The 19,044-nt window shown below is 60.9% G+C and carries 17 protein-coding genes and 1 tRNA gene; 12 read left to right on the top strand and 6 right to left on the bottom strand.

The annotated features are described in order from the left end of the window. Window positions 1-214: 214 nt before the first annotated feature. A complete protein-coding gene (locus MJ639_RS10560; protein WP_243371448.1) occupies window positions 215-835 on the bottom strand; it encodes a class I SAM-dependent methyltransferase in 621 nt (206 codons plus the stop codon). Between the two features lie 31 nt (window positions 836-866). Beyond that, on the bottom strand, window positions 867-1,109 hold the full coding sequence (locus MJ639_RS10555) for a hypothetical protein (protein WP_243371446.1): 243 nt from the start codon (window positions 1,107-1,109) through the stop codon (window positions 867-869). Between the two features lie 174 nt (window positions 1,110-1,283). On the opposite strand from MJ639_RS10555, the gene MJ639_RS10550 reads away from it, so the two are divergent. The 6 genes from MJ639_RS10550 to MJ639_RS10525 all read left to right on the top strand — a co-directional run bounded on the left by MJ639_RS10550 (window position 1,284) and on the right by MJ639_RS10525 (window position 10,450). After that, on the top strand, window positions 1,284-1,973 hold the full coding sequence (locus MJ639_RS10550; RefSeq protein WP_243371444.1) for a Crp/Fnr family transcriptional regulator: 690 nt from the start codon (window positions 1,284-1,286) through the stop codon (window positions 1,971-1,973). Between the two features lie 348 nt (window positions 1,974-2,321). Continuing rightward, on the top strand, window positions 2,322-3,314 hold the full coding sequence (locus MJ639_RS10545; RefSeq protein ID WP_243371442.1) for an ABC transporter substrate-binding protein: 993 nt from the start codon (window positions 2,322-2,324) through the stop codon (window positions 3,312-3,314). After that, window positions 3,311-6,973, top strand: coding sequence for a PAS-domain containing protein (locus tag MJ639_RS10540; RefSeq protein WP_243371440.1), 3,663 nt, complete (start codon window positions 3,311-3,313; stop codon window positions 6,971-6,973). The genes MJ639_RS10545 and MJ639_RS10540 overlap by 4 nt, the downstream gene beginning before the upstream one ends. Then, complete coding sequence (locus MJ639_RS10535) at window positions 6,973-7,338, top strand: response regulator (protein WP_243371438.1); 366 nt, start codon at window positions 6,973-6,975, stop codon at window positions 7,336-7,338. Before MJ639_RS10540 ends, MJ639_RS10535 begins: the two co-directional genes overlap by 1 nt. Before the next feature lie 6 nt (window positions 7,339-7,344). Further along, window positions 7,345-8,463, top strand: a complete 1,119-nt coding sequence (locus MJ639_RS10530; RefSeq protein WP_243371436.1) for an adenylate/guanylate cyclase domain-containing protein — start codon at window positions 7,345-7,347, stop codon at window positions 8,461-8,463. Between the two features lie 346 nt (window positions 8,464-8,809). Further along, the gene (locus tag MJ639_RS10525; protein ID WP_243371434.1) at window positions 8,810-10,450 is read left to right on the top strand and encodes an acyl-CoA synthetase; all 1,641 of its coding nucleotides are present in this window, start codon (window positions 8,810-8,812) and stop codon (window positions 10,448-10,450) included. Between the two features lie 110 nt (window positions 10,451-10,560). Here MJ639_RS10525 and MJ639_RS10520 read toward each other — a convergent pair whose 3' ends face one another. Then, window positions 10,561-11,361: an enoyl-CoA hydratase gene (locus MJ639_RS10520; protein ID WP_243371432.1), complete on the bottom strand. Its 801-nt coding sequence runs from the start codon at window positions 11,359-11,361 to the stop codon at window positions 10,561-10,563. An 89-nt stretch (window positions 11,362-11,450) separates the two neighbouring features. On the opposite strand from MJ639_RS10520, the gene MJ639_RS10515 reads away from it, so the two are divergent. The 4 genes from MJ639_RS10515 to MJ639_RS10500 all read left to right on the top strand — a co-directional run bounded on the left by MJ639_RS10515 (window position 11,451) and on the right by MJ639_RS10500 (window position 13,790). Next, window positions 11,451-12,023, top strand: coding sequence for a peroxidase-related enzyme (locus tag MJ639_RS10515; RefSeq protein WP_243371430.1), 573 nt, complete (start codon window positions 11,451-11,453; stop codon window positions 12,021-12,023). A gap of 156 nt (window positions 12,024-12,179) precedes the next feature. Then, window positions 12,180-12,596 (top strand): hypothetical protein, encoded by a 417-nt coding sequence (locus tag MJ639_RS10510; protein WP_243371428.1) that lies wholly within the window; start codon window positions 12,180-12,182, stop codon window positions 12,594-12,596. A gap of 68 nt (window positions 12,597-12,664) precedes the next feature. After that, complete coding sequence (locus tag MJ639_RS10505; RefSeq protein WP_243371426.1) at window positions 12,665-13,615, top strand: hypothetical protein; 951 nt, start codon at window positions 12,665-12,667, stop codon at window positions 13,613-13,615. Window positions 13,616-13,714: 99 nt separating this feature from the next. Next, a tRNA-Ile gene (locus MJ639_RS10500) sits at window positions 13,715-13,790 on the top strand. A gap of 156 nt (window positions 13,791-13,946) precedes the next feature. On the opposite strand, the gene MJ639_RS10495 is transcribed toward MJ639_RS10500, so the two are convergent. Together MJ639_RS10495 and MJ639_RS10490 are read right to left on the bottom strand one after the other, a co-directional pair. Continuing rightward, entirely contained in the window at window positions 13,947-14,936 is a 990-nt protein-coding gene (locus MJ639_RS10495; RefSeq protein WP_243371424.1) for a phasin family protein, read from the bottom strand. 488 nt (window positions 14,937-15,424) lie between these two features. Continuing rightward, on the bottom strand, window positions 15,425-16,645 hold the full coding sequence (locus MJ639_RS10490; protein WP_423790786.1) for an adenylate/guanylate cyclase domain-containing protein: 1,221 nt from the start codon (window positions 16,643-16,645) through the stop codon (window positions 15,425-15,427). 129 nt (window positions 16,646-16,774) lie between these two features. Between MJ639_RS10490 and MJ639_RS10485 the strand changes: the two genes are divergently transcribed. Continuing rightward, window positions 16,775-17,395, top strand: coding sequence for a TIGR02466 family protein (locus tag MJ639_RS10485; protein ID WP_243371419.1), 621 nt, complete (start codon window positions 16,775-16,777; stop codon window positions 17,393-17,395). 6 nt (window positions 17,396-17,401) lie between these two features. Here the strand turns inward: MJ639_RS10485 and MJ639_RS10480 are convergent, their stop codons facing one another. Beyond that, the gene (locus MJ639_RS10480; RefSeq protein ID WP_243371417.1) at window positions 17,402-18,061 is read right to left on the bottom strand and encodes a Fe2+-dependent dioxygenase; all 660 of its coding nucleotides are present in this window, start codon (window positions 18,059-18,061) and stop codon (window positions 17,402-17,404) included. Between the two features lie 124 nt (window positions 18,062-18,185). Between MJ639_RS10480 and MJ639_RS10475 the strand changes: the two genes are divergently transcribed. Then, on the top strand, window positions 18,186-19,040 hold the full coding sequence (locus tag MJ639_RS10475) for a hypothetical protein (RefSeq protein WP_243371415.1): 855 nt from the start codon (window positions 18,186-18,188) through the stop codon (window positions 19,038-19,040). Window positions 19,041-19,044 lie beyond the last annotated feature (4 nt).

Raw genomic sequence — 19,044 nt, 5'->3', positions numbered from 1 at the left:
CAGGAAGTCTTCAGTAACAGAAGGAACGATCTTTAAACATTATAACATATATGGAATCCTGTCGATTCAGGATTTCGCGAAAATCGAAGGTTTCTCCGGGGTTTGACGCTTGCAGACAGTGCCGCTACGACATGCGGCAACTCTAAGAGAGTCTCGGAAGGATCGGGCTAAACCCAGAATAGTCCTAGCTTGGCAATCATCGTGCGCCGCTTCCTCAATTGGCCTGCGCGATGCCCCGGCAATGGAAGCCGATCACGCGCGGGGCTCCACCGAGATAATATTCCTCCATGTCGTGAATGGAGAACCCCGCCTGCGTGAGCAGATCCGCCACGGGGCGCGTGAGGTTGCAACCTACCGCGAGGGAGCGCCAGATCGGGTTGAGCCGATGCTGCCAGCGCGCCACGTCCTCTTCTGGCGACAATCCGTGCTCCAGGAACAGCACCCTGCCCTCGGGCTTCAGCACACGACGAATTTCCTTCAGGGCCTGTTCCGGATCGTCCACCGAGCAGAGGGTATAGGTGATCACCGCCGTATCGATGGAGCCGTCCTCCAGCGGCAGCGCCTCCGCCGGCGCACGGACAATGTCGACCGGCACCCTACTCGAACGCTGCCGCTCCTCACCGAGATGGAGAAAAGCATCGTTCGGATCGACGCCGATCACCTTCGTGACGAGAAGCGGATTGTAGAACGGCAGGTTCAGCCCCGGCCCCATTCCAATTTCGAGCACCACGCCACGAGCCAGAGGAATAACCCGCTCGCGCTCCGCGGTGATGTCGTCCATCCCGCAGAGACAGCTGACGAATTTCGGCCCGATATAGCGAGAGTAGATGCCCATGATGGTTCTCCAGTGCGGCGGGAAAGCGGTATCAGTGATGCCGGCCGGATCCGCGCCAGCCGTAGTAGACGTCGAAGGGTTCGAGCCCGATATCGTTCAGCATGCGCATATCGAACTTGGCCATATGACGGCGATCCCGCTCATGCGTGGCCGCCTCCTTCATCTGCGAGACGAAGCAGCGGACGGATGCGGCGGTGCTTTCAGCGACGGCCCGCATGAACCATCCCGAATGAGCGAAGTGGAAGCCGTGAAGAGATGACGTGTTCTGCATCATGGCATGCCTCCCAGGACATTTGATGCTAGACTTGGCCGGATACGGTCCGGCCTTTGCCGATGAAGGGATGTCAGTTCCGCCCATCATCGCCAGTGATGATGCCTTGCGGTTCTCTTTCCTTCTGTGACCTTCGTCACAATGCCGCCGTTCGTCACTCTTTCGAAAGGCCCGTTCATGGCTGAGCCGCACAACCTCGCCCTTCTGCTCAAGGTCAATCCCTTCTTCGCGGGCCTGGGCGACGAGGCTATCGAAGCCATTGCCGTGTTGTGCGTGCTGCGCCGGCTCGATGCGGGTGAAACACTCTTTCTCAAGGGCGATCCGGGCGATGCGCTCTATGCGGTGCGGCGCGGGCAGATCCGCATTGCGACGGGCAGCGCATCCGGCAGGCGGCTGACCTTCAATCTTCTCGGTCCGGGCGATGTCTTCGGCGAGGTTGCGCTGCTCGATGGACGCTCGCGGACCGCCGATGCCGTGGCGGTCGAGCCGACGGAGCTCTATACCGTGCTGCGGCGCGATTTCTTCGGCCTCCTCGAAAAGCGCCCTTCGGTGGCGATCCGCATCATCGAGCTCTTGTGCGAGCGCATCCGCTGGATGAGCGCGCAGATGGAAGAGCGCGCCCTGCTGCCGCTGGAGACGCGGCTTGCCCATAGGCTCGTCGCGTTGAGCGAGGATTACGGCCATGAGCTGCATGTGAGCCAGGAGGAATTGGCGATCTTCGTCGGCGCCAGCCGCGAAAGCGTGAACCGCCAGCTTCAGAATTGGCGCCGCAGGGGATGGGTGGAGCTGAGCCGCAACCGCATCCGCGTGCTTCATCCCGCGCACCTTTTCTCTGCCGATACGGATGGCGCCGGCAGCTCCGTGTGATCCCGGTCACAGATGAGAATCTTCTTTCCCGTCAGTGTCCACCGCCACATCGTTGCCATCTGCGAGGCGTGCAATCCGCTTGCGGACTTCGCCTCAAGCCATGCTCAGCAGAACCGAAAGGTTTCGTGAATCCATCGCTCCCAAATTGTCCTTTTAATTGAAGGGCAGCTTTATATCGAAACTACCCCTTAAGGGGCGTGAGAATGCGAAAGAGTTGGGAACGGCAGGATCAGGGCATTGTATGGTTTGAGACGCGAAACTCACAAGCAAGGCATAGGCCCGCGGCACGTGTGAGAAGGACAAGAGTCCGCCAGCGGCAAACGAACGTTCACGCGATCGGAATATGCCATGTCACGACGTTTCGAACAGGCACCTCGAGGAATGCGGCAGGCGACGCTTGTCCGTCTCCTTCTGTGCGCCCTCGTCATGCTTTTCATGCCAGCTCTCGCCCTGGCGCAGGAGGGCTCGAAGAAAGTCCTCCATGTGGATTCCTATCATGCCGGGAACGAGTGGAACGACCGGATCGTCGCCGCGCTTCAGGAAACATTGTCCGCCAAGAATGTCGAACTGCGCGTCTTCCATATGGATACGAAGCGCCGCTCGTCAGAGGCCGATATTCGCGTTTCCGCTCAAGCTGCGCTGAAAACGATTGAGGATTTCAAGCCGGATGTGATCACCACCAGCGACGATCCCGCCGCGCAATATCTCGTCATGCCGTATTTGCGCGATGCCGCGATCCCGGTCGTGTTCTGTGGCCTGAACTGGGATGCCTCGACCTACGACCTGCCCTATCGCAACACCACGGGCATGGTGGAGGTCTCGCCCATTCCGCAGATCTTGCGGCTCATGCAGCGCCATGCGCGCGGCACAAGGATCGGCTTCCTCTCGGAGGATACGCCGGTCAAGCGCAAGGAGCTGACCTATCACGAGCGCCTCTTCGGCATCACCTATGACAAGGCGTATTTCGTGACGTCGCACGCGGCCTGGAAGGAGGCCTTCCTGCGCGCTCAGAAAGAGGTCGACATGCTCATGATCCTGGGCGTCGGCGCTCTGCCCGACTGGAATCTTACTGACGCCACGCGCTTCGTGGATGAGAAGAGCGAGATTCCCAGCGGAACGGATTTCGAATGGCTGACCGCGATCAGCCTCTTCGGAGTCGTGAAGAGCCCGCAGGAACAGGGACGCTGGGCCGCGCAAGCCGCGCTTCGCATTCTCGAAGGCGTTCAGCCCAGTGACATTCCCGTTTCATACAACCGCGAAGGCGCGCTGTTCTTCAATGAGCGGATCGCCCGCAGGCTCGGCATCAAGGAACTTCCCGCTCTCGCCAAGGCGGTGCCATGACAAGTATCGACCGTGTCGAACCCCGCAAGATCACGAGTCCGAAGCGCTCGCTCACGCTTCTGACGCTCCGAAAGATCGCGATCCGCATCAGCCTCGTCGTGGCCGCGGCCACCATCATGAGTTATTGGCATGTGAAGACGGGTTTCGAGCAACAGGCGGTCGAGAACCTGGAGCGCTATGTCGAACAAAGGCGCGTGCGCGAAAGCGCGATCTTCGATCTCGCCAGCAGCAATACCCGCACCTTCTCCGATGCCTATCTGCGCGAGATCAGCCAGATGGATCCGCAAAGCGCGGAACAGCGCTTTGCCACGCTCTTCGAGCAGAACCGCGACGGAACCACGCGGCTGACGGAGAATGTCTTCAAGACCTATGGCGTGACGGGCTTCATCGGCAAGCATGTGATGATCGAACGTGATCTCAAACGCCGTCTCGTTGTCGCCTTCGATCTCATTACCCAGTTCGGGCCGGCCTGGAAAAGCCAATTTGCCAATCTCTACGTCATGACGCCGGAGGGCGCCGTGATCATGTATTGGCCGGAGCAGCCCTGGGCCCTGCGCGGCGGCGATTGGGAGATTTCGGGCAAGCTGAATCTTCTTGCCGGGAAAAAAGATGGCGTTCTCGTCGCCACCACAGGCTCCATCGTCGACAGCGTGAAGGAGCATTGGTCGGAGCTTTACTACGATTACGGGATCAACGATTGGCTCGTCTCCGTGACACGCCCCGCGCTGGTGGATGGACGCCCCGCCGTCCAGATCGGCCAGGACATTCTCGTACACGATCTGATCGGCCGCGCCATGAACACGGATCTGGGCGGCGCGTACAACATCCTCTTCTCAGATGAAGGCAGGATCATCGCCCATCCGCGCTTCATGGATGCCATCCAGGCGCGCAGCGGCTCGCTTCCGATTGCGGAAACCGGCGACGCGAGGCTCGAAGAGATTTACCGGATGGCGCGGGAGCGCTCTCCGGAGGAGACGGTTCTGCGCGATCAGGGCGACGACGAGGTGATCGCCGTCACCAAGCTCAGCGGACCGGGCTGGACGCTTGCCACCGTTTATCCGCTGGACCTCGCATCCGCGAGCGCGTGGAAGACCGCGCGCCTGATCCTTCTCATGGGCGCTCTCGCGCTGCTGCTCGAAATCGCGATCTTAAGCTCCACGTTGAGAAGCCAGATCGCGGTTCCCCTGCGCCTCCTGGTGCGGGCCACGAGTTCGGTGGCGAAGGGCGAGTTCAAGACGCATCTCAACCTGCGGCGCAACGACGAAATCGGTGAGCTGTCGGATGCTTTCACCATCATGGCCCGCCAGATCGATGCGCGGGAAACCGCGCTCAACGAGCGCAGCGCCAGCCTCGCCAAGCTGAACGACGAACTTGCTCATGAATTGGCCGAGCGCGAGAAGGCCGAGCGCGAACTGGCCCGGCACCGGGAACTGAACGCGCTTCTTGACACCATCGATTATGGCATTCTTTTCTTGAGTCCCGACCTGAAGATCCGCCTCGCCAATCGCGCCTACAAGGAAATGTGGGCGGTGCCCGAGCAGCAGCTCGCCAAGGGCACGCCGATCCGCGACGTGATCGCCCATCACAGCCATGTCCTGGGCATCGAGAATGCCTACGAGGACGCGTTCATCGAGCGCAGCATGGCCGAGATCAGGGGCTGCGACGAAGGCCCGATCGAGATTCTGGCGCCCGGCAACCGGGTACTCCGTTATCACTGCGTCTCCCTGCCCGACGGCGGACGCATGCTCACTTATGTGGACATCACCGAGCAGAAGCGCGCGCTCGATGCCATCGCTCTCGCCGAGCAGCGGCAGAGGCGCCTGCTGGAACTCGCCCCCTTCCCGCTCGTCGTGACCCACATGGCGGATGGCATCATCCTCTATGCCAATGCACGCACCGCCGAGGCGATCGGCGTGAGGCCCGATGGATTGCGGGGAACGCCCGCTCCGAACTATTACGCCAATCCCGTGGACCGCGAGCGCATCCTCAGCATCCTGACTCAGGAAGGCCGCGTGCAGGACGTGGAGGTTCTTCTCCAGAGGCCTGACGGCTCGCAGTTCTGGGCCCTGGTGAATGCGACCTTCGCCGATTACGAGGGGCACCCCGCTCTTCTCTTCGCCTTCAACGACATTTCCGAGCTGAAACAGCGCGAGACGCAGCTCAAGCAGGCCAAGAAGGAAACGGAAGCGGCGCTCCGGGATCTCAATGCCGTACTCGATACCATTCAGTATGGCATCCTGTTCCTCGATCCCGATTCCCGCATCCGCCTCGCCAACCGCGCCTATCGCGAAATCTGGGATCTGCCGGCGAGTTATTACGAGGAGCCGCGCTCTCTCGAGGAGGACATGGAGAAAAGCCGCCAGCTCGGCCGCTACGATGTGTCAGACGCTGAATGGCAATCCTACAAGGAGAGACGCATCGGCGAGATCAGGAGCGGCGGCCCCGTCACGACCGAGATGCGCCTGAAAAACGGGCGCGTTCTCCAATACCGCATCATCGCCCTGCCCGATGGCGGGCGCATGCTGACTTATTTCGACATCACCGACATGAAGCGGTTCGAGGATGTGCTGCGCCGTCACCTCGCCGCCATGGAAGCGGCCATGGACGGCATGGCCATCCTCGACGGCGACTACGAATACCAATATCTCAACGAAGCTCATTTGAGGATCTTCGGCTACGAGAAACCGGAAGATCTTGTGGGCCGAAGCTGGAAGGACCTCTACAGTGATGATGAGCGCGCGCGCATCGAGGAGGTGGCCTTCCCGAGTGTCTTCCGGGATGGGCACTGGAACGGCGAGGCTGTGGGCCGGAAGCGCGACGGCACGCTCTTCCCGCAGGATATTTCCCTCACCATCATCCAGGATGGAGGCCTGATCTGCGTGGTGCGCGACATCACCGAGCGCCATGCCCGCGACGAGGCCCTGCGGCAGGCGAAGGAACATGCTGAGGATGCGAGCCAGGCGAAGTCCCGCTTCCTCGCCAATGTGAGCCACGAGCTTCGCACGCCGCTCAACGCCGTGCTCGGGTACACGGAACTTCTGATCGACGGGCTCTACGGCAGCCTGCCCGACAAGGCGCATGGCGTTCTCACCCGCGTGCAAGTGAACGGCCGCCATCTGCTGGCGCTCATCAACGATATTCTCGACCTGTCGAAGATCGAAGCGGGTGAACTCCTGATCGCCGCCGAACCCTATTCCATCTCCGACCTCATTCATGCCGTCGTCGCTACGACTGAACCGCTTGCGAAGGCGAAAGGCCTTGCGCTTCGCGTCAGAGTTCCCGATGGTCTTCCCCTCGGCAGTGGCGACGAGCGGAGGCTAACTCAAGTGCTCGTCAATCTCGTCGGCAACGCCATCAAGTTCACGGATCAGGGATCCGTCGAAGTCTCGGCCCAGGTCGAGAAGCGGCGGCTCACCATCGCCATCAAGGATACGGGCGTCGGCATCGCGCCCAAGGACCAGAAGCTCATCTTCGAGGCGTTCCAGCAGGGCTCCAATGCGGTGAATGGCGGCACGGGGACAGGCCTTGGCCTCACTATCTCCAAACGCATCGTGCAGATGCATGGCGGCACCATCAAGGTTCGCTCTACATTGGGGCAAGGCTCGACCTTCATCATCGATATGCCGCTCGAAGTCCGCTCCGTGACGGAGGCTGCGTGATGAGCAAGCGAATCCTGATCGTGGAGGATACCGAGGACAACCGCCGCATCCTGCGCGATCTCCTGACCAATGCGGGATACGACATCTGCGAGGCGCATGACGGGCAGGCAGCCGTCACGGCTGCCGCGGAGTTCAAGCCCGATCTGATCCTGATGGATATCCAGCTTCCCATCCTCGACGGATACGAAGCCATCCGGCACATCAAGGCGCACCCGTCCATCCAGCCGCCGCCGATCATCGCGGTGACGTCCTATGCGCTGTCAGGCGACGAGGAAAAGGCATGGGCCGCCGGGTGCGACGGCTATATCGCGAAGCCGTTCAGCCCGCGCCAGATCCTGGCGAAGATCCGCGAGCTTGTGGGGTGACGGCTCATGCGCGAACGCCCTCTCATCCTGGTGGTCGACGATATCGAGGAGAATATCGAGATCGTACGCGTGCGCCTTGAAGCGCAGGGCTACAAAATCGCGACTGCGCATAATGGGCGCGAGGCCATTCAGCAGGCGGAGACCCTTCGCCCAGACCTGATCCTGCTCGATATCATGATGCCCGAGATGGACGGCATCGAGGTGACGAAGCACCTGAAAGGGAGCGAGCACCTGCGCGCCATCCCGATCATTCTTCTCACCGCCAAATCCACCATCAAGGATGTGGTGGCGGGCCTCGATGCCGGCGGCGACGATTATCTCACCAAGCCGTTCGAGCCCGCGACGCTCGTGGCGCGGGTGCGCTCGCTGCTGCGCATCAAATCCCTCTACGACACGGTCGAGGCGCAGGCCGCCGAATTGGCAGAACTCAATCGCCATCTGGAAACAAGGGTGGAGCAGCAGGTGCAGGAGCTCGACCGCCTGCGCGAGTTAAGGCGCTTTCTCTCGCCGCAGCTTGCCGACATGATCGCTTCCAAGGGCTTCCGCGCCGAAATTCTTCAGCACCATCGCCGGGAGATCGTGGTGCTGTTCTGTGACCTGCGCGGCTTCACGAGCTTTGCTGAAATCGCGGCGCCGGAGGAGGTGATGGACCTTCTGAACGCTTATCACTCCACCCTCGGCCCCCTGATCCACGAAGCGGAGGGAACGTTGGAGCGCTTCGCAGGCGACGGCATGATGATCTTCTTCAACGACCCGATCCCCTGCCCCGATCCTGCCGCCCGCGCGGTGCGGCTTGCCATCGGCATGCGGGAGCATGTGCAGAACCTCGCCCGCGACTGGGGGCAGCGCGGCTATTCCATCGGCTTCGGCATCGGAATCGCGCAGGGCTACGCCACCATGGGGCGGATCGGCTTCGAGGGCCGTTTCGATTATGCTGCCATCGGCACCGTGACGAATGTGGCAGCACGTCTCTGCTCGGAAGCACGCGACGGCCAGATCCTCGTCACCCAGCGCATCGCGACCGAGGTGGAGGGTCTCGCGGTTTCAACCTCCCTCGGGGATTTTCACCTGAAAGGCCTGAGCCGACCGATCCCGATCCACAACATCGAGAATGTCAGGAATTAGCTTGCTCTCATCACTACATACCGATCTTTGACGAATGCTGCGTGTTTCCCTCCCCCCTTGCGGGGAGGGATTGAGGGTGGGGGTGGAACGACTGGGTGAGAGGCTGGACCAGTGAGGCTGTAGCAGCTTCTGGCTTGTCTGGAAGCCGCGCTGTGCTCTGACTTTACGACCCCCACCCCTGCCCCTCCCCGCAAGGGGGAGGGAAAAGATACGCATCACTTGCACGTACGGTTCGGCTTTCGTCCAATCGCCTTATTGCTAATCCTGCACGCAAAGACGAGCTCCTTGGCATTTGGTAAGCTCATGCCCCAACAAGACAGGGATAGCAGACACCAGGGGAACGCCTGTGACTTCGACCGTTTACGACACGAACCTTGACAAGAACCCCGCCAATTATCAGCCGCTGACTCCCCTCACCTTCCTGGAGCGCGCCGCAAGCGTGCATCCCGACAAGACCGCCATCATCCATGGCTCGCTTCGCCGCAGCTATCGCGATTTCTATGCGCGCGCCCGGCGCCTCGCCTCGGCGCTTGCCCGTCGCGGCATCGGGCGCGGCGATACGGTCTCGGTGGTGCTTCCCAACACGCCTGCGATGCTCGAATGCCATTACGGCGTGCCGATGGCGGGGGCCGTGCTCAACACGCTCAACACGCGGTTGGACGCCAGGATCATCGCCTTCTCCCTTGAGCACAGCGAAGCGAAGGTTCTCATCACTGACCGGGAATTCTCAGGCGTCGTGAAGGCTGCCCTCGAACTCTCCTCCGTCAAGCCGCTCGTGATCGATTATGACGATCCGGAATTCACTGGTGCGGGCGAGCGTCTGGGCACGCTGGAATACGAAGAACTCTTAGCGGAAGGCGATCCCGATTTCACATGGCAATTGCCCGGCGACGAATGGGACGCCATCACCCTCAATTACACCTCCGGCACGACGGGCGATCCGAAGGGCGTCGTCTATCATCATCGCGGCGCCTATCTGCTCGCCATGGGCAATATCGTCACCAGCGCCATGGGCCAGCATCCGGTCTATCTCTGGACACTGCCCATGTTCCATTGCAATGGCTGGTGCTTCCCCTGGTCGCTCTCCATCGTCGCCGGCACGCATGTGTGCCTGCGCGCCGTGCGCGCCAAGCCCATGTACGATGCATTGGCCGACCACAAGGTCACGCATCTGTGCGGCGCGCCCATCGTCATGTCGACGCTGCTGAACGCGCCTACCTCGGAGAAGCGCACGTTTCCCCAGACGGTCCGCTTCATGACTGCCGCTGCACCTCCGCCAGAGGCGGTTCTTGCCGCCATGAAGGAAGCAGGCTTCGACGTGACGCATCTGTATGGCCTGACGGAAGTCTATGGCCCAGCCGTCGTCAATGAATGGCACGAGGATTGGAACGATCTTTCCGCCTCTGATTATGCCGCGAAGAAGGCGCGTCAGGGCGTGCGCTATCCGGTGCTGGAAGCGCTCGATGTTCTCGACCCAGAGACGATGCAACCGGTTCCTGCGGATGGACAAACGCTCGGCGAAGTGATGTTTCGCGGCAATGTGGTGATGAAGGGATATCTCAAGAACCCGGAGGCAACCGGCAAGGCCTTTGCGGGCGGCTGGTTCCATTCCGGCGATCTCGGCGTCAAATATCCCGACGGCTACGTGCAGCTTAAAGACCGTTCGAAGGACATCATCATCTCAGGCGGCGAGAACATCTCCTCCATCGAGGTGGAGGACGCAATCTACAAGCATCCCGCCGTGCAGACGGTGGCCGTCGTCGCCATGCCAGACGAGAAATGGGGCGAGACCCCCTGCGCCTTTGTGGAAGTGAAACCGGATCAGAACGTGACGGCAGAGGACATCATCGCCTGGTGCAGGCAGCACCTCGCTTCCTTCAAATGTCCACGCACGGTGATCTTCACCGAATTGCCGAAAACATCGACCGGCAAGATCCAGAAGTTCCAGCTGCGCGAGATGGCGCGTGCTCACGCGCAAGGTGGATAGGGAGCGCGCTACAGCATCGGACCCAAAAGTGGATTTGCACTTTTGGGACGAATTCGATGCTCACTTTAAGAGCGAGCGCATTGTGCTGACCCGAAGGGCCGCACGATGCGCTAGCGCCCCTTCCATACTGGCTTGCGCTTTGCGATGAAGGCATCGATGCCTTCCGCCGCGTCCTCCGCCATCATGTTGCAAGCCATCACCTGACCTGCATAAGCATAGGCCTCCTCCAGACTCATGCTGCGCTGGCGGGCGAACATGGCCTTGCCGGTGCGGATCGCCACCGGACTCTTGGAGCAGATTGAGGAGGTCAGCTCCGCAACAGCCGCATCAAGTTCAGCATCCGGCGCGACGCGGTTGATCAGGCCGTAAGTGACAGCTTCCGCTGCCGAGACGAAGCGGCCCGTCACCAGCATCTCGAAAGCTTGCTTCGGCGCGACATTGCGCGACAGGGCCACCGCCGGCGTGGAGCAGAACAGTCCCACATTGATGCCGGAGACCGCGAAGCTCGCGCTCTCGGCGGCAATGGCCAGATCACAGGAGGCAACGAGCTGACAGCCCGCAGCGGTCGCCATGCCGTGTACGCGCGCGATCACGGGAACCGGCAGGTTCACGATGCTCTGCATCACCCGGCCGCAGCACTGGAACAAATCCTCGTAATAGTCCTGATGTGGATTGGAGCGCATCTGCTTCAGATCATGGCCTGCGCAGAAGGCCTTGCCTGCGCCTGCAATCACCACGCAGCGTACGCTCTCGTCAGTAGCGATCCCGTCGAGACTTTCTTGAAGCGCGTGCAGCATCTCTTCCGAGAGGGCATTGTATTGCCTAGGCCGGTTCAGCGTGAGTGTCACGACCCCGTCCCGCTCCTCGCGGGTCAGGATGGGCTCTTCGGAAGTCATCGTCTGCGCGCTCATGCTTATTCCTCCCGCTTGACAATCTAGGCACGTTGTCGAGCAGAGCCAAGCCGAATAAGCTCATCCGCAAACAAGACAGGGAGGAACCATTGAGCAAGCCATCCATTAGCCGCTTCCCGACGCCCGAGATTGCCGACCTGCCGGAGGATATCCGCGAGCGGATCCTGGCCGTGCAGGAGAAATCGGGTTTCGTGCCCAATGTCTTCCTCGTTCTCGCCCGCCGCCCCGACGAGTTCCGCGCCTTCTTCGCCTATCACGACGCACTCATGGACAAGCCGGGCAATCTCACCAAGGCGGAACGTGAGATGATCGTGGTGGCGACCAGCAACGCCAACCAGTGCCAGTACTGCGTGGTGGCGCATGGCGCGATCCTGCGCATCCGCGCGAAGAACCCGCTCATCGCCGATCAGGTGGCGATCAACTATCGCAAGGCCGACATCACCGATCGGCAGAAGGCGATGCTCGATTTCGCCATGAAGGTAGCCCTCGAAGCTTATGCCGTGGGCGAGAGCGATCTCACCGCGCTCGGCCTCCACGGCTTCACCGAGGAGGATGTCTGGGACATTGCCGCCATTGCAGCCTTCTTCGGCATGTCGAACCGCATGGCCAATGTCACCAACATGCGGCCCAACGACGAATTCTACATGCTGGGACGCACCTGATCTCACGTAACATTATTAAGGGTTCACGCTTCGATCTTTTTCCACGTTGTTCGTGAAGCGGAGTTCTGGAAGTCAGCCTCGGCACAGCTTGAAGGTTATAGTCGTAACCTTCCAAAGTTGTGTGATGAATTTGTCAGCTGCAGGCCTTTCAAGAAAATGACCGTCGATAAAGTGGAAGCCATCGCCGAGTTGCTCGCCAAGGTCAGCGGCAACTGGTATCCGGAGCGCACCCGTCCCGCGCTGCGGACGATCAATAAGCGCCATCGGGATGTGGCCCAGCTCATCCTGAGCGAGTTCGACCGCCTCAGCGGCATTGCCGATAATGCCGCGTCCTTCGCCGCCATGGGCGAAGACAATAGCGACGAAACCAGCACCTTCAATTTCGCTGGCGACGACCAGCTCTATGTGGGTGCGACGGTCGTGTACCGGCCTCCCGGCGAGAAGCGGGCACTCACCTGCCGCATCGAAAAAATGGAGCATGGGCGCGCCTATCTCGCCCCGGCGCCTCAGGAGATCGGCTGGGTTTCGCTCTCGACGCTCTCCGCGCCGAATGCCGATGCGTCCACGACATAAATCGACAGGCGGGCCGATCATCATGGGAACGAACACAACAGGCCTGGTTCGCTGCGGGGGAATGCGAGTTGACTGAAGAAGAAATCAAGATCGTGTCGGAGATGCTCGCCAAGATCGGCGGCAATTGGTATCCCGAGCGCGCGCAATCCGGGTCCAAGTTCGTCAGCAATCGCCATCGCGAAGTCGCCCAGCTCATCGTTCAAGCCGTCGAGCGCTCGCGCGGGGCCCAGCAAGACGAGCCGGATGACGGCTCGCAGAACAGCCTCGGCGCAGATGAGCTGCAGGTCGGAGCCTCCGTTCTGTATCGCCCTCCGGGAGACAAGAGAACGATTGCGTGCCGCATCGAGAAGCTCGAAGACACGCGCGCCTATGTGGTGCCGGAGGATCGGGAGATCGGCTGGGTGTCGACCCATTCTCTCCTGCCGCTCAACCCCACCCGCGACGGCGCACCGAAGCCGCTTGCATCGATCCCCATCGGATCATCCTCGGAAGCGGATTCCGAGCTCGAGGTTCCCCTCGTCCGGCATGCGAAGCCACGTCAGAGAGACGGTGACGCAACGCCCGGCGTGAAGCATTACTTCTCGTCCTCGGGCGTGTGGATCGCATTCCGCCTTCTCGATAACGACCGTTACCTGTTCGACCGGAAAGGAAACTGGATCGGCTATTTCCCGTGGGCGGACAACGAGATCGTCAGCATAGAAGGGCAATATCTCGGCACCGTGTTCTATGAGAACCGGATCTACCGCCGATCCTCGCCCCCGCCGAAAAAGCGCGACATCGGCTTCGTGATGGACCCGGCCGATGCACCTTACGTCAGCCATCCGGGCCATGCCGCGCCCTATGCGCCGCCGCATGGCTACAAGGATGTGGACATGGCCCAGTTCCCCACGACCCGGCGGACCTGGCTGAAAACCGGCGGCCCGTCCAATGCGGACAACCGAAGCGCCTTCGAGATCTGGATGTCGAAGATCGGCCTCGGAGGCCTCGCCCGCGCGATCATGAGCATGATCCGGTCCTGAGGCGGTCTAGGGCCACCTCTCAGGGCTCATGGGGCGGTACAGGGGGGGGTGACGAACGGCCCCGGCTCGGCTAGATGGTCTCACGAGCCTTCCTCGGAAGGGCCTGTAGCTCAATGGTTAGAGCCGGCCGCTCATAACGGTCTGGTTGCAGGTTCGAGTCCTGCCGGGCCCACCACCTCTTTTCCACAGGCGAAGTCAGAACCATCAAAGAACCGATTAGGGCCTGCTGAGCGCATGCAAGGGTTGGCGTTTAGCCTGCGGTTACCCTGTACGCGAGCGCCCTGGCCTTTCAGCCAGAGGCGCCCTTCACGGGCTCTAGACATGAGCATTCTCACGCAGCACGACCCAGGCGCGATGCCGTCTTTTCGACCTGAACGGTTACGGTCCGAGCGGCCTCTTCAGTAGCCTGACGTGTAAGCTCGGCAATACGTCGGCTGTTCTCCAGGGTTTGATCCAGGTTGTCACGGATCAGAGATGTTTGAGCTGCAACAAACTCCGTTATCGATCGGCATTGTGCGAGAGCACTCAAACCCTCCAGGTTCATCTGCCAACGCTTCTGGCTCAACTCCACGCATTCGCGCGAGACATCCTGAATAGCGCGGGCGAGAACCGCACCCGATTGCACCACGGCTTGGAGATTCTGCGACGTTTGTTCGGCAAAACCCTGAGCATCTTTTGGAGACAGGCTAAAAACCTGAGCCACTGGACCTGTAGATTGCCGGGCCAGCTCCGATGCAGCACCAAAGCTGCTCTGCACCGCGTCTTGCAAGGTGCGAACGACGGTTTGGGCACTCTCCATTCCAACCCGCATAGTGTCGGCCACGTCATCCGTCACCCGCTGGAAAGGCTCAGCCTGCTCACGACTGCGCCGGGCATCGGTCCGCTTCGTCTGTTCGACAGTCGCCATATCATCTTCCACATTATCGACGACAGCTTCGGCTTCCTCATCGCTCAAAACCTTGAGCACGGCCGGAAGCAACTCCTTCTTGTCGTCGCGGATGTGCTGCTGAAACACTCTTCTCAGTACAGCGACTTGACTGAGGAACTCGGCACCGTTCTTCGGCATGCGCTCCAGCTCAGCCAGGAGTGCGCTCGTTTCCTGATTGTCGTTGATAGCCGCCTGCACGAGATCCTGCATCTTATGCTTCTGCAGCACTGGAAAGAGATGTTGCTCTTGGAGACGAGCCAGGAGTTCCAACTCTTCCTTCAGGTCTGAGAACAGGCGCTCACGAGTCTTGACGGCATTCTCGGACGTTGCAAGAAGCTTCTCGAAAAGCTCGTTGGCCTTATCCGGAGGCGTCTGGCTAAATCGTCGATTCATTGTATCTTCCCTCGCAAATTCTAAATAGAGACGATCCCAAGCTCTACAGCGTGGAACGTGCGGCATGCACGGATATGCCGATTGAACGGAAAAGCACTAAAGACGCGAAAGCAGACTGGATTAGTGCGCTGTGCGCTGTCGTCCTACTCATCTGACTTTGATAGACAGCTGAACTTTTAAGGTGCTTTTCCCTAAATTCCTGCCGTTCACAGAACGACCGCTTATCGGCCTTGTTGACCTGCGTTAATCCGTCGAGCCTCTTGATGTTCCAGGCAATTTCGACAAAAGCGGGCAAGAAGGCGCAGATGACCGACGAGAAGCGTCCTGTGATCCTATGGCGATATCGGCAGTTTACCGCGGCGAAGCTCGACCGCCTATATTCCTCACCGAAGTCGTGAACCGCTCTTCCGTTGAAGGGGAGATCAGGACAATAGGAAGAGATGCGGCGGGATTGCCGGCGGATGGGGTTTGGCAGGATCCGCGGTCCGTCAGGGACGATAGACCTCGATCTCTTCCTCGAAGCCTTCCACCTCGTGCACGCCAAGCGGATGCGGGTTGCCCCACAAATGCTCCACGAAAGGCTTTGACATGAGCAGCGGCTCCGAGAGACGCTTGTTGAGATCGGCAATGCGGCTCGCCAGATTCACGTCGCGCCCGATCACCGTGAAATCGAGACGCTGCCCCGATCCCACATTGCCGTAGGCCGCATCGCCGTGATGCAAGGCAAAACCCACGCGGATGGGCACGGGAAAGCGTCCTTCGTTGTTGGCGGTCTCGACGCGTCGCAGCGCGTTGGTGGCAGCCGTCAATGCGGCCTGTGCCGCGCCGCCGGTATCGTCGCCGCGGTCGCGCATGATGGCGAGCAAACCGTCGCCCAGATATTTCAGCACCTCGCCGCCCTCCTCCTCGATAGGAGGAACGAGACAGTCGAAATAGTTGTTCAGCAGTTCCACTGCGTTCTCGGGACTCAAGGTGGATGAGATACGCGTGTATTCGCGCATGTCGGCGAACAGGATCGCCGAACGGATGCGCGTCACCTGCCCGCGCTGAATGGCGCCGGAGAGAATAGCCTTGTGCGGATCGTCGCCCACATAGATGCGCAGCACCTCGTCGAGCCGGTTGCTGGTGGCGCGCAGTTCCGTGACGAGGGCGAAGGACGGAATGACGAGCCGCAGGATCGTGAGATGCTCCCGGCTGAAACCGTCAGACGAACGCGTCGCGAGCGAGATGGCGTTCTCCGCGCCATTGGTGAAGTTGACAGGAATGGTGAGGTAATGGCGATAGCCCGCCTGCTTCAATTCCGGAATGATCGGGAAGAGATCGTCGGGCGTGTCGGCGAGATCGAGCAGCAGCCACTCGCCGGTGCGGCTCACATGGGCGAAGGGGCTCTTCTGGTAAATCGCCTCGCGCCTGTCCCCATGGGGCAGGTAGCGGACGACGGTGCCCTCCTCCCGGGTCCAGAACCGTCCGATCCCCGCATATTCGGAATGCAGCGCCTCGATGGCGGAAACGGCCCGGTCAAGGGGAAGGCCCAGATCGATCAGACGGTTGAGGAAGCCCGTCAGAACTTCGTTCGCATCCTCGGTCCTGGCCGCTGTGGTCACGAGCCAGTCGCGCAGGGCGATGACCCTCGGAAGGGTTTCCGAATCAAGGCTGCGGGCCAAGGACAGCAGGTCGTCAGGAAGGGCTGCCAGGGAGGAGGATGACATCATACGGCCAAGGTGTGTTGTCCCCATGCTTCCTTCAAGGAGCGGGGAGGCATCATTCGAGAAAAGATGCTATGCGCCTCAAAAGGGCAATCATTTTGACCGAGCCCCAGGACGCTATAGAGCCGAGACATGCCAAGCATCGATACCCTTTTCGTCACCAAAGTCTATCGCGCCGAACTGACCGGCGCGAAGGCCGAGCGGCGCAATGCCGAGCTTGAGGCCGCCTGCCTCTCCATCGCCGAGGACGACGAGGCCGGCCAGCGCTGGTGCGCCAAGAACGGCTATCCCGGCTACACCTCCTACGCTTCCCTCAACGACCTGCCCTGGCGCGTGCCGGTCTTCGGCGACCTCTTGAAGGAGATCGACAAGCACGTGGCGGCCTTCGCCAAGGAGCTGGAATACGACCTTCAGGGCCGCAAGCTCGTAGTCGACAGCCTGTGGATCAACATCCTGCCGCCCGGCGGCATCCACACCTCGCACATCCACCCGCATTCGGTGATCAGCGGCACCTATTACGTGACCATTCCTGAAGGCGCGAGCGCGCTCAAGCTCGAAGACCCGCGTCTCGGCTTCATGATGGCTGCTCCGCCGCGCAAGCCGAAGGCGAAGCAGGAGAACCGCCAGTTCGCCTACATGAAGCCCGCGCCCGGCACGGTGCTGCTCTGGGAAAGCTGGCTGCGCCACGAAGTGCCGCTGAACGAAGCGGATTCCGAGCGCATCAGCATCAGCTTCAACTGCGCCTGGCAATAGACCGCGCTAAACTTCGGCCCACATTCGGAACAGATTGGCGCTGGATTTCGCGAGCAGGTCGAATTCCGGCGTCTTGCCCGATTGCGCGAAGAGATTGCGCCGCGCGGTTTCGAGATCAAACAGCAATTCGCGCTTGGCGCTGTCGCGCACATAGCTTTGCGCCCAGCCGACAGCGACGAGCCGCTCGCCGCGCGTGACCGGCGCGACGCGATGAAGACTGGTGGAATCGTAAGCCACCAGATGGCCCGCCGGCAGCTTGATCTCCTCCTCGCCCGACATCGACTCGATGACGAGCTCGCCGCCGTCATATGTTGCGGGATCGGCAAGGAAGAGCGTGAAGGACACATCCGTGCGCAGGCCATGCATGAGCGGATTGTCCACGTGAGAGCCGTAATGCTTGCCTTCCGTATAGCGGCTGAAAAGCAGCGGCGTCAGCGCTTTGGGGCGCGCTGCGAGATTGAACACCTCGTTCGATTGAATGGCGTTCGTCACCCGTTCGCGCAGGAGACTGAGGGCCGCACCCTCGCGCGCCTGCTCGTTGTCCTTCACGAGCCTAGCGCTCCAGCCCGCCGTCGCGCGTCCATCCTCGAAGCGCATGGCGGCGAGCATGGTGCGGATCTCTTCGATTTCGTTCGGAGGCAGGACGTCCGCGATGGTGATGAGCATTGTCGGGAGCCTTCAGACTTGCGCCCGATCTCCATAAGATGTAGCTAAGTACTTGTAAAGACTAGCAGTTTTTAGTCTTTCTAAACTAGTCGCCGGTGGCCTGGATCTGCCGGGAAGGGAAACGATGAAAAAGCGTAAGATTTGGGCGGGCTTGAGCACCGCCGTCCTGGTCGCGGCTCCGGTAGCCTCGCAGGCTGCAACCGTGCCGAGCTATCCTCAGACCACGGTCGAGACAAAGGCAGATCAGCAGCTTCTCAAGCTCGCTCAGGCGCATCAGGGCCATGGCGCCGCGCCGGCGGCCGGTGGCGAAGGCGACGAAGGCGGCGCTGCCGGTGAGAACCTGGCTCCGCAGCTCCATCTCTATCGCGGCATCGAGATGATCCGTGGCCATCTGATCGTCGGCAACGAGCTGATCGAGGCCGGCCGCTGGGCCGATGCTCTGCCCCACTTCCTGCATCCTGAAGAAGAGATTTATGCCAGCCTGCGCAACGACCTGAAGGCCTTCAACATCGCTCCGTTCCAGGCCGCCCTGAAGTCGCTCTCGCAGACGCTGAAGGCGAAGAACAAGGACGCTTACACCCGCGCCCGCGCGGCCCTCGACGAGCGTCTCGCTGCCGCAGAGACCGCGGTGCGCGCGAAGGAAGCGAACGGCACCTACTTCACGCTCGAGACCGCTCTCGAAGTGCTGCAGCAGGCCGCCGACGAATATGCCGAGGCCATCGAGAAGAACCGCATCGCGAACGTGGTGGAATACCAGGATGCGCGCGGCTTCGTGTTCGAGGCAGATCGCCTCGTCGGCACGGTGATGCAGGATGCAAGCGGCAAGAACGCCGATGCGGCGAAGGCCCTGAAAGCGAGCCTCGACGAGTTGAAGGCGATCTTCCCCGCGGTGACCCCGCCGAAGCAGCCGGTGAAGGACGCAAGCGACTTCCTCAGCACCGTCGCGAAGTTCGAACTGCAGCTCGGAAACTTCCGTTGATGCG

This window comes from Microvirga solisilvae (assembly GCF_022808595.1).
In the GTDB taxonomy this organism is placed as follows: Bacteria; Pseudomonadota; Alphaproteobacteria; order Rhizobiales; family Beijerinckiaceae; genus Microvirga; species Microvirga solisilvae.
Note: the sequence above shows the minus strand (reverse complement) of the source record. Positions and strands in the feature narration are given on the sequence as shown.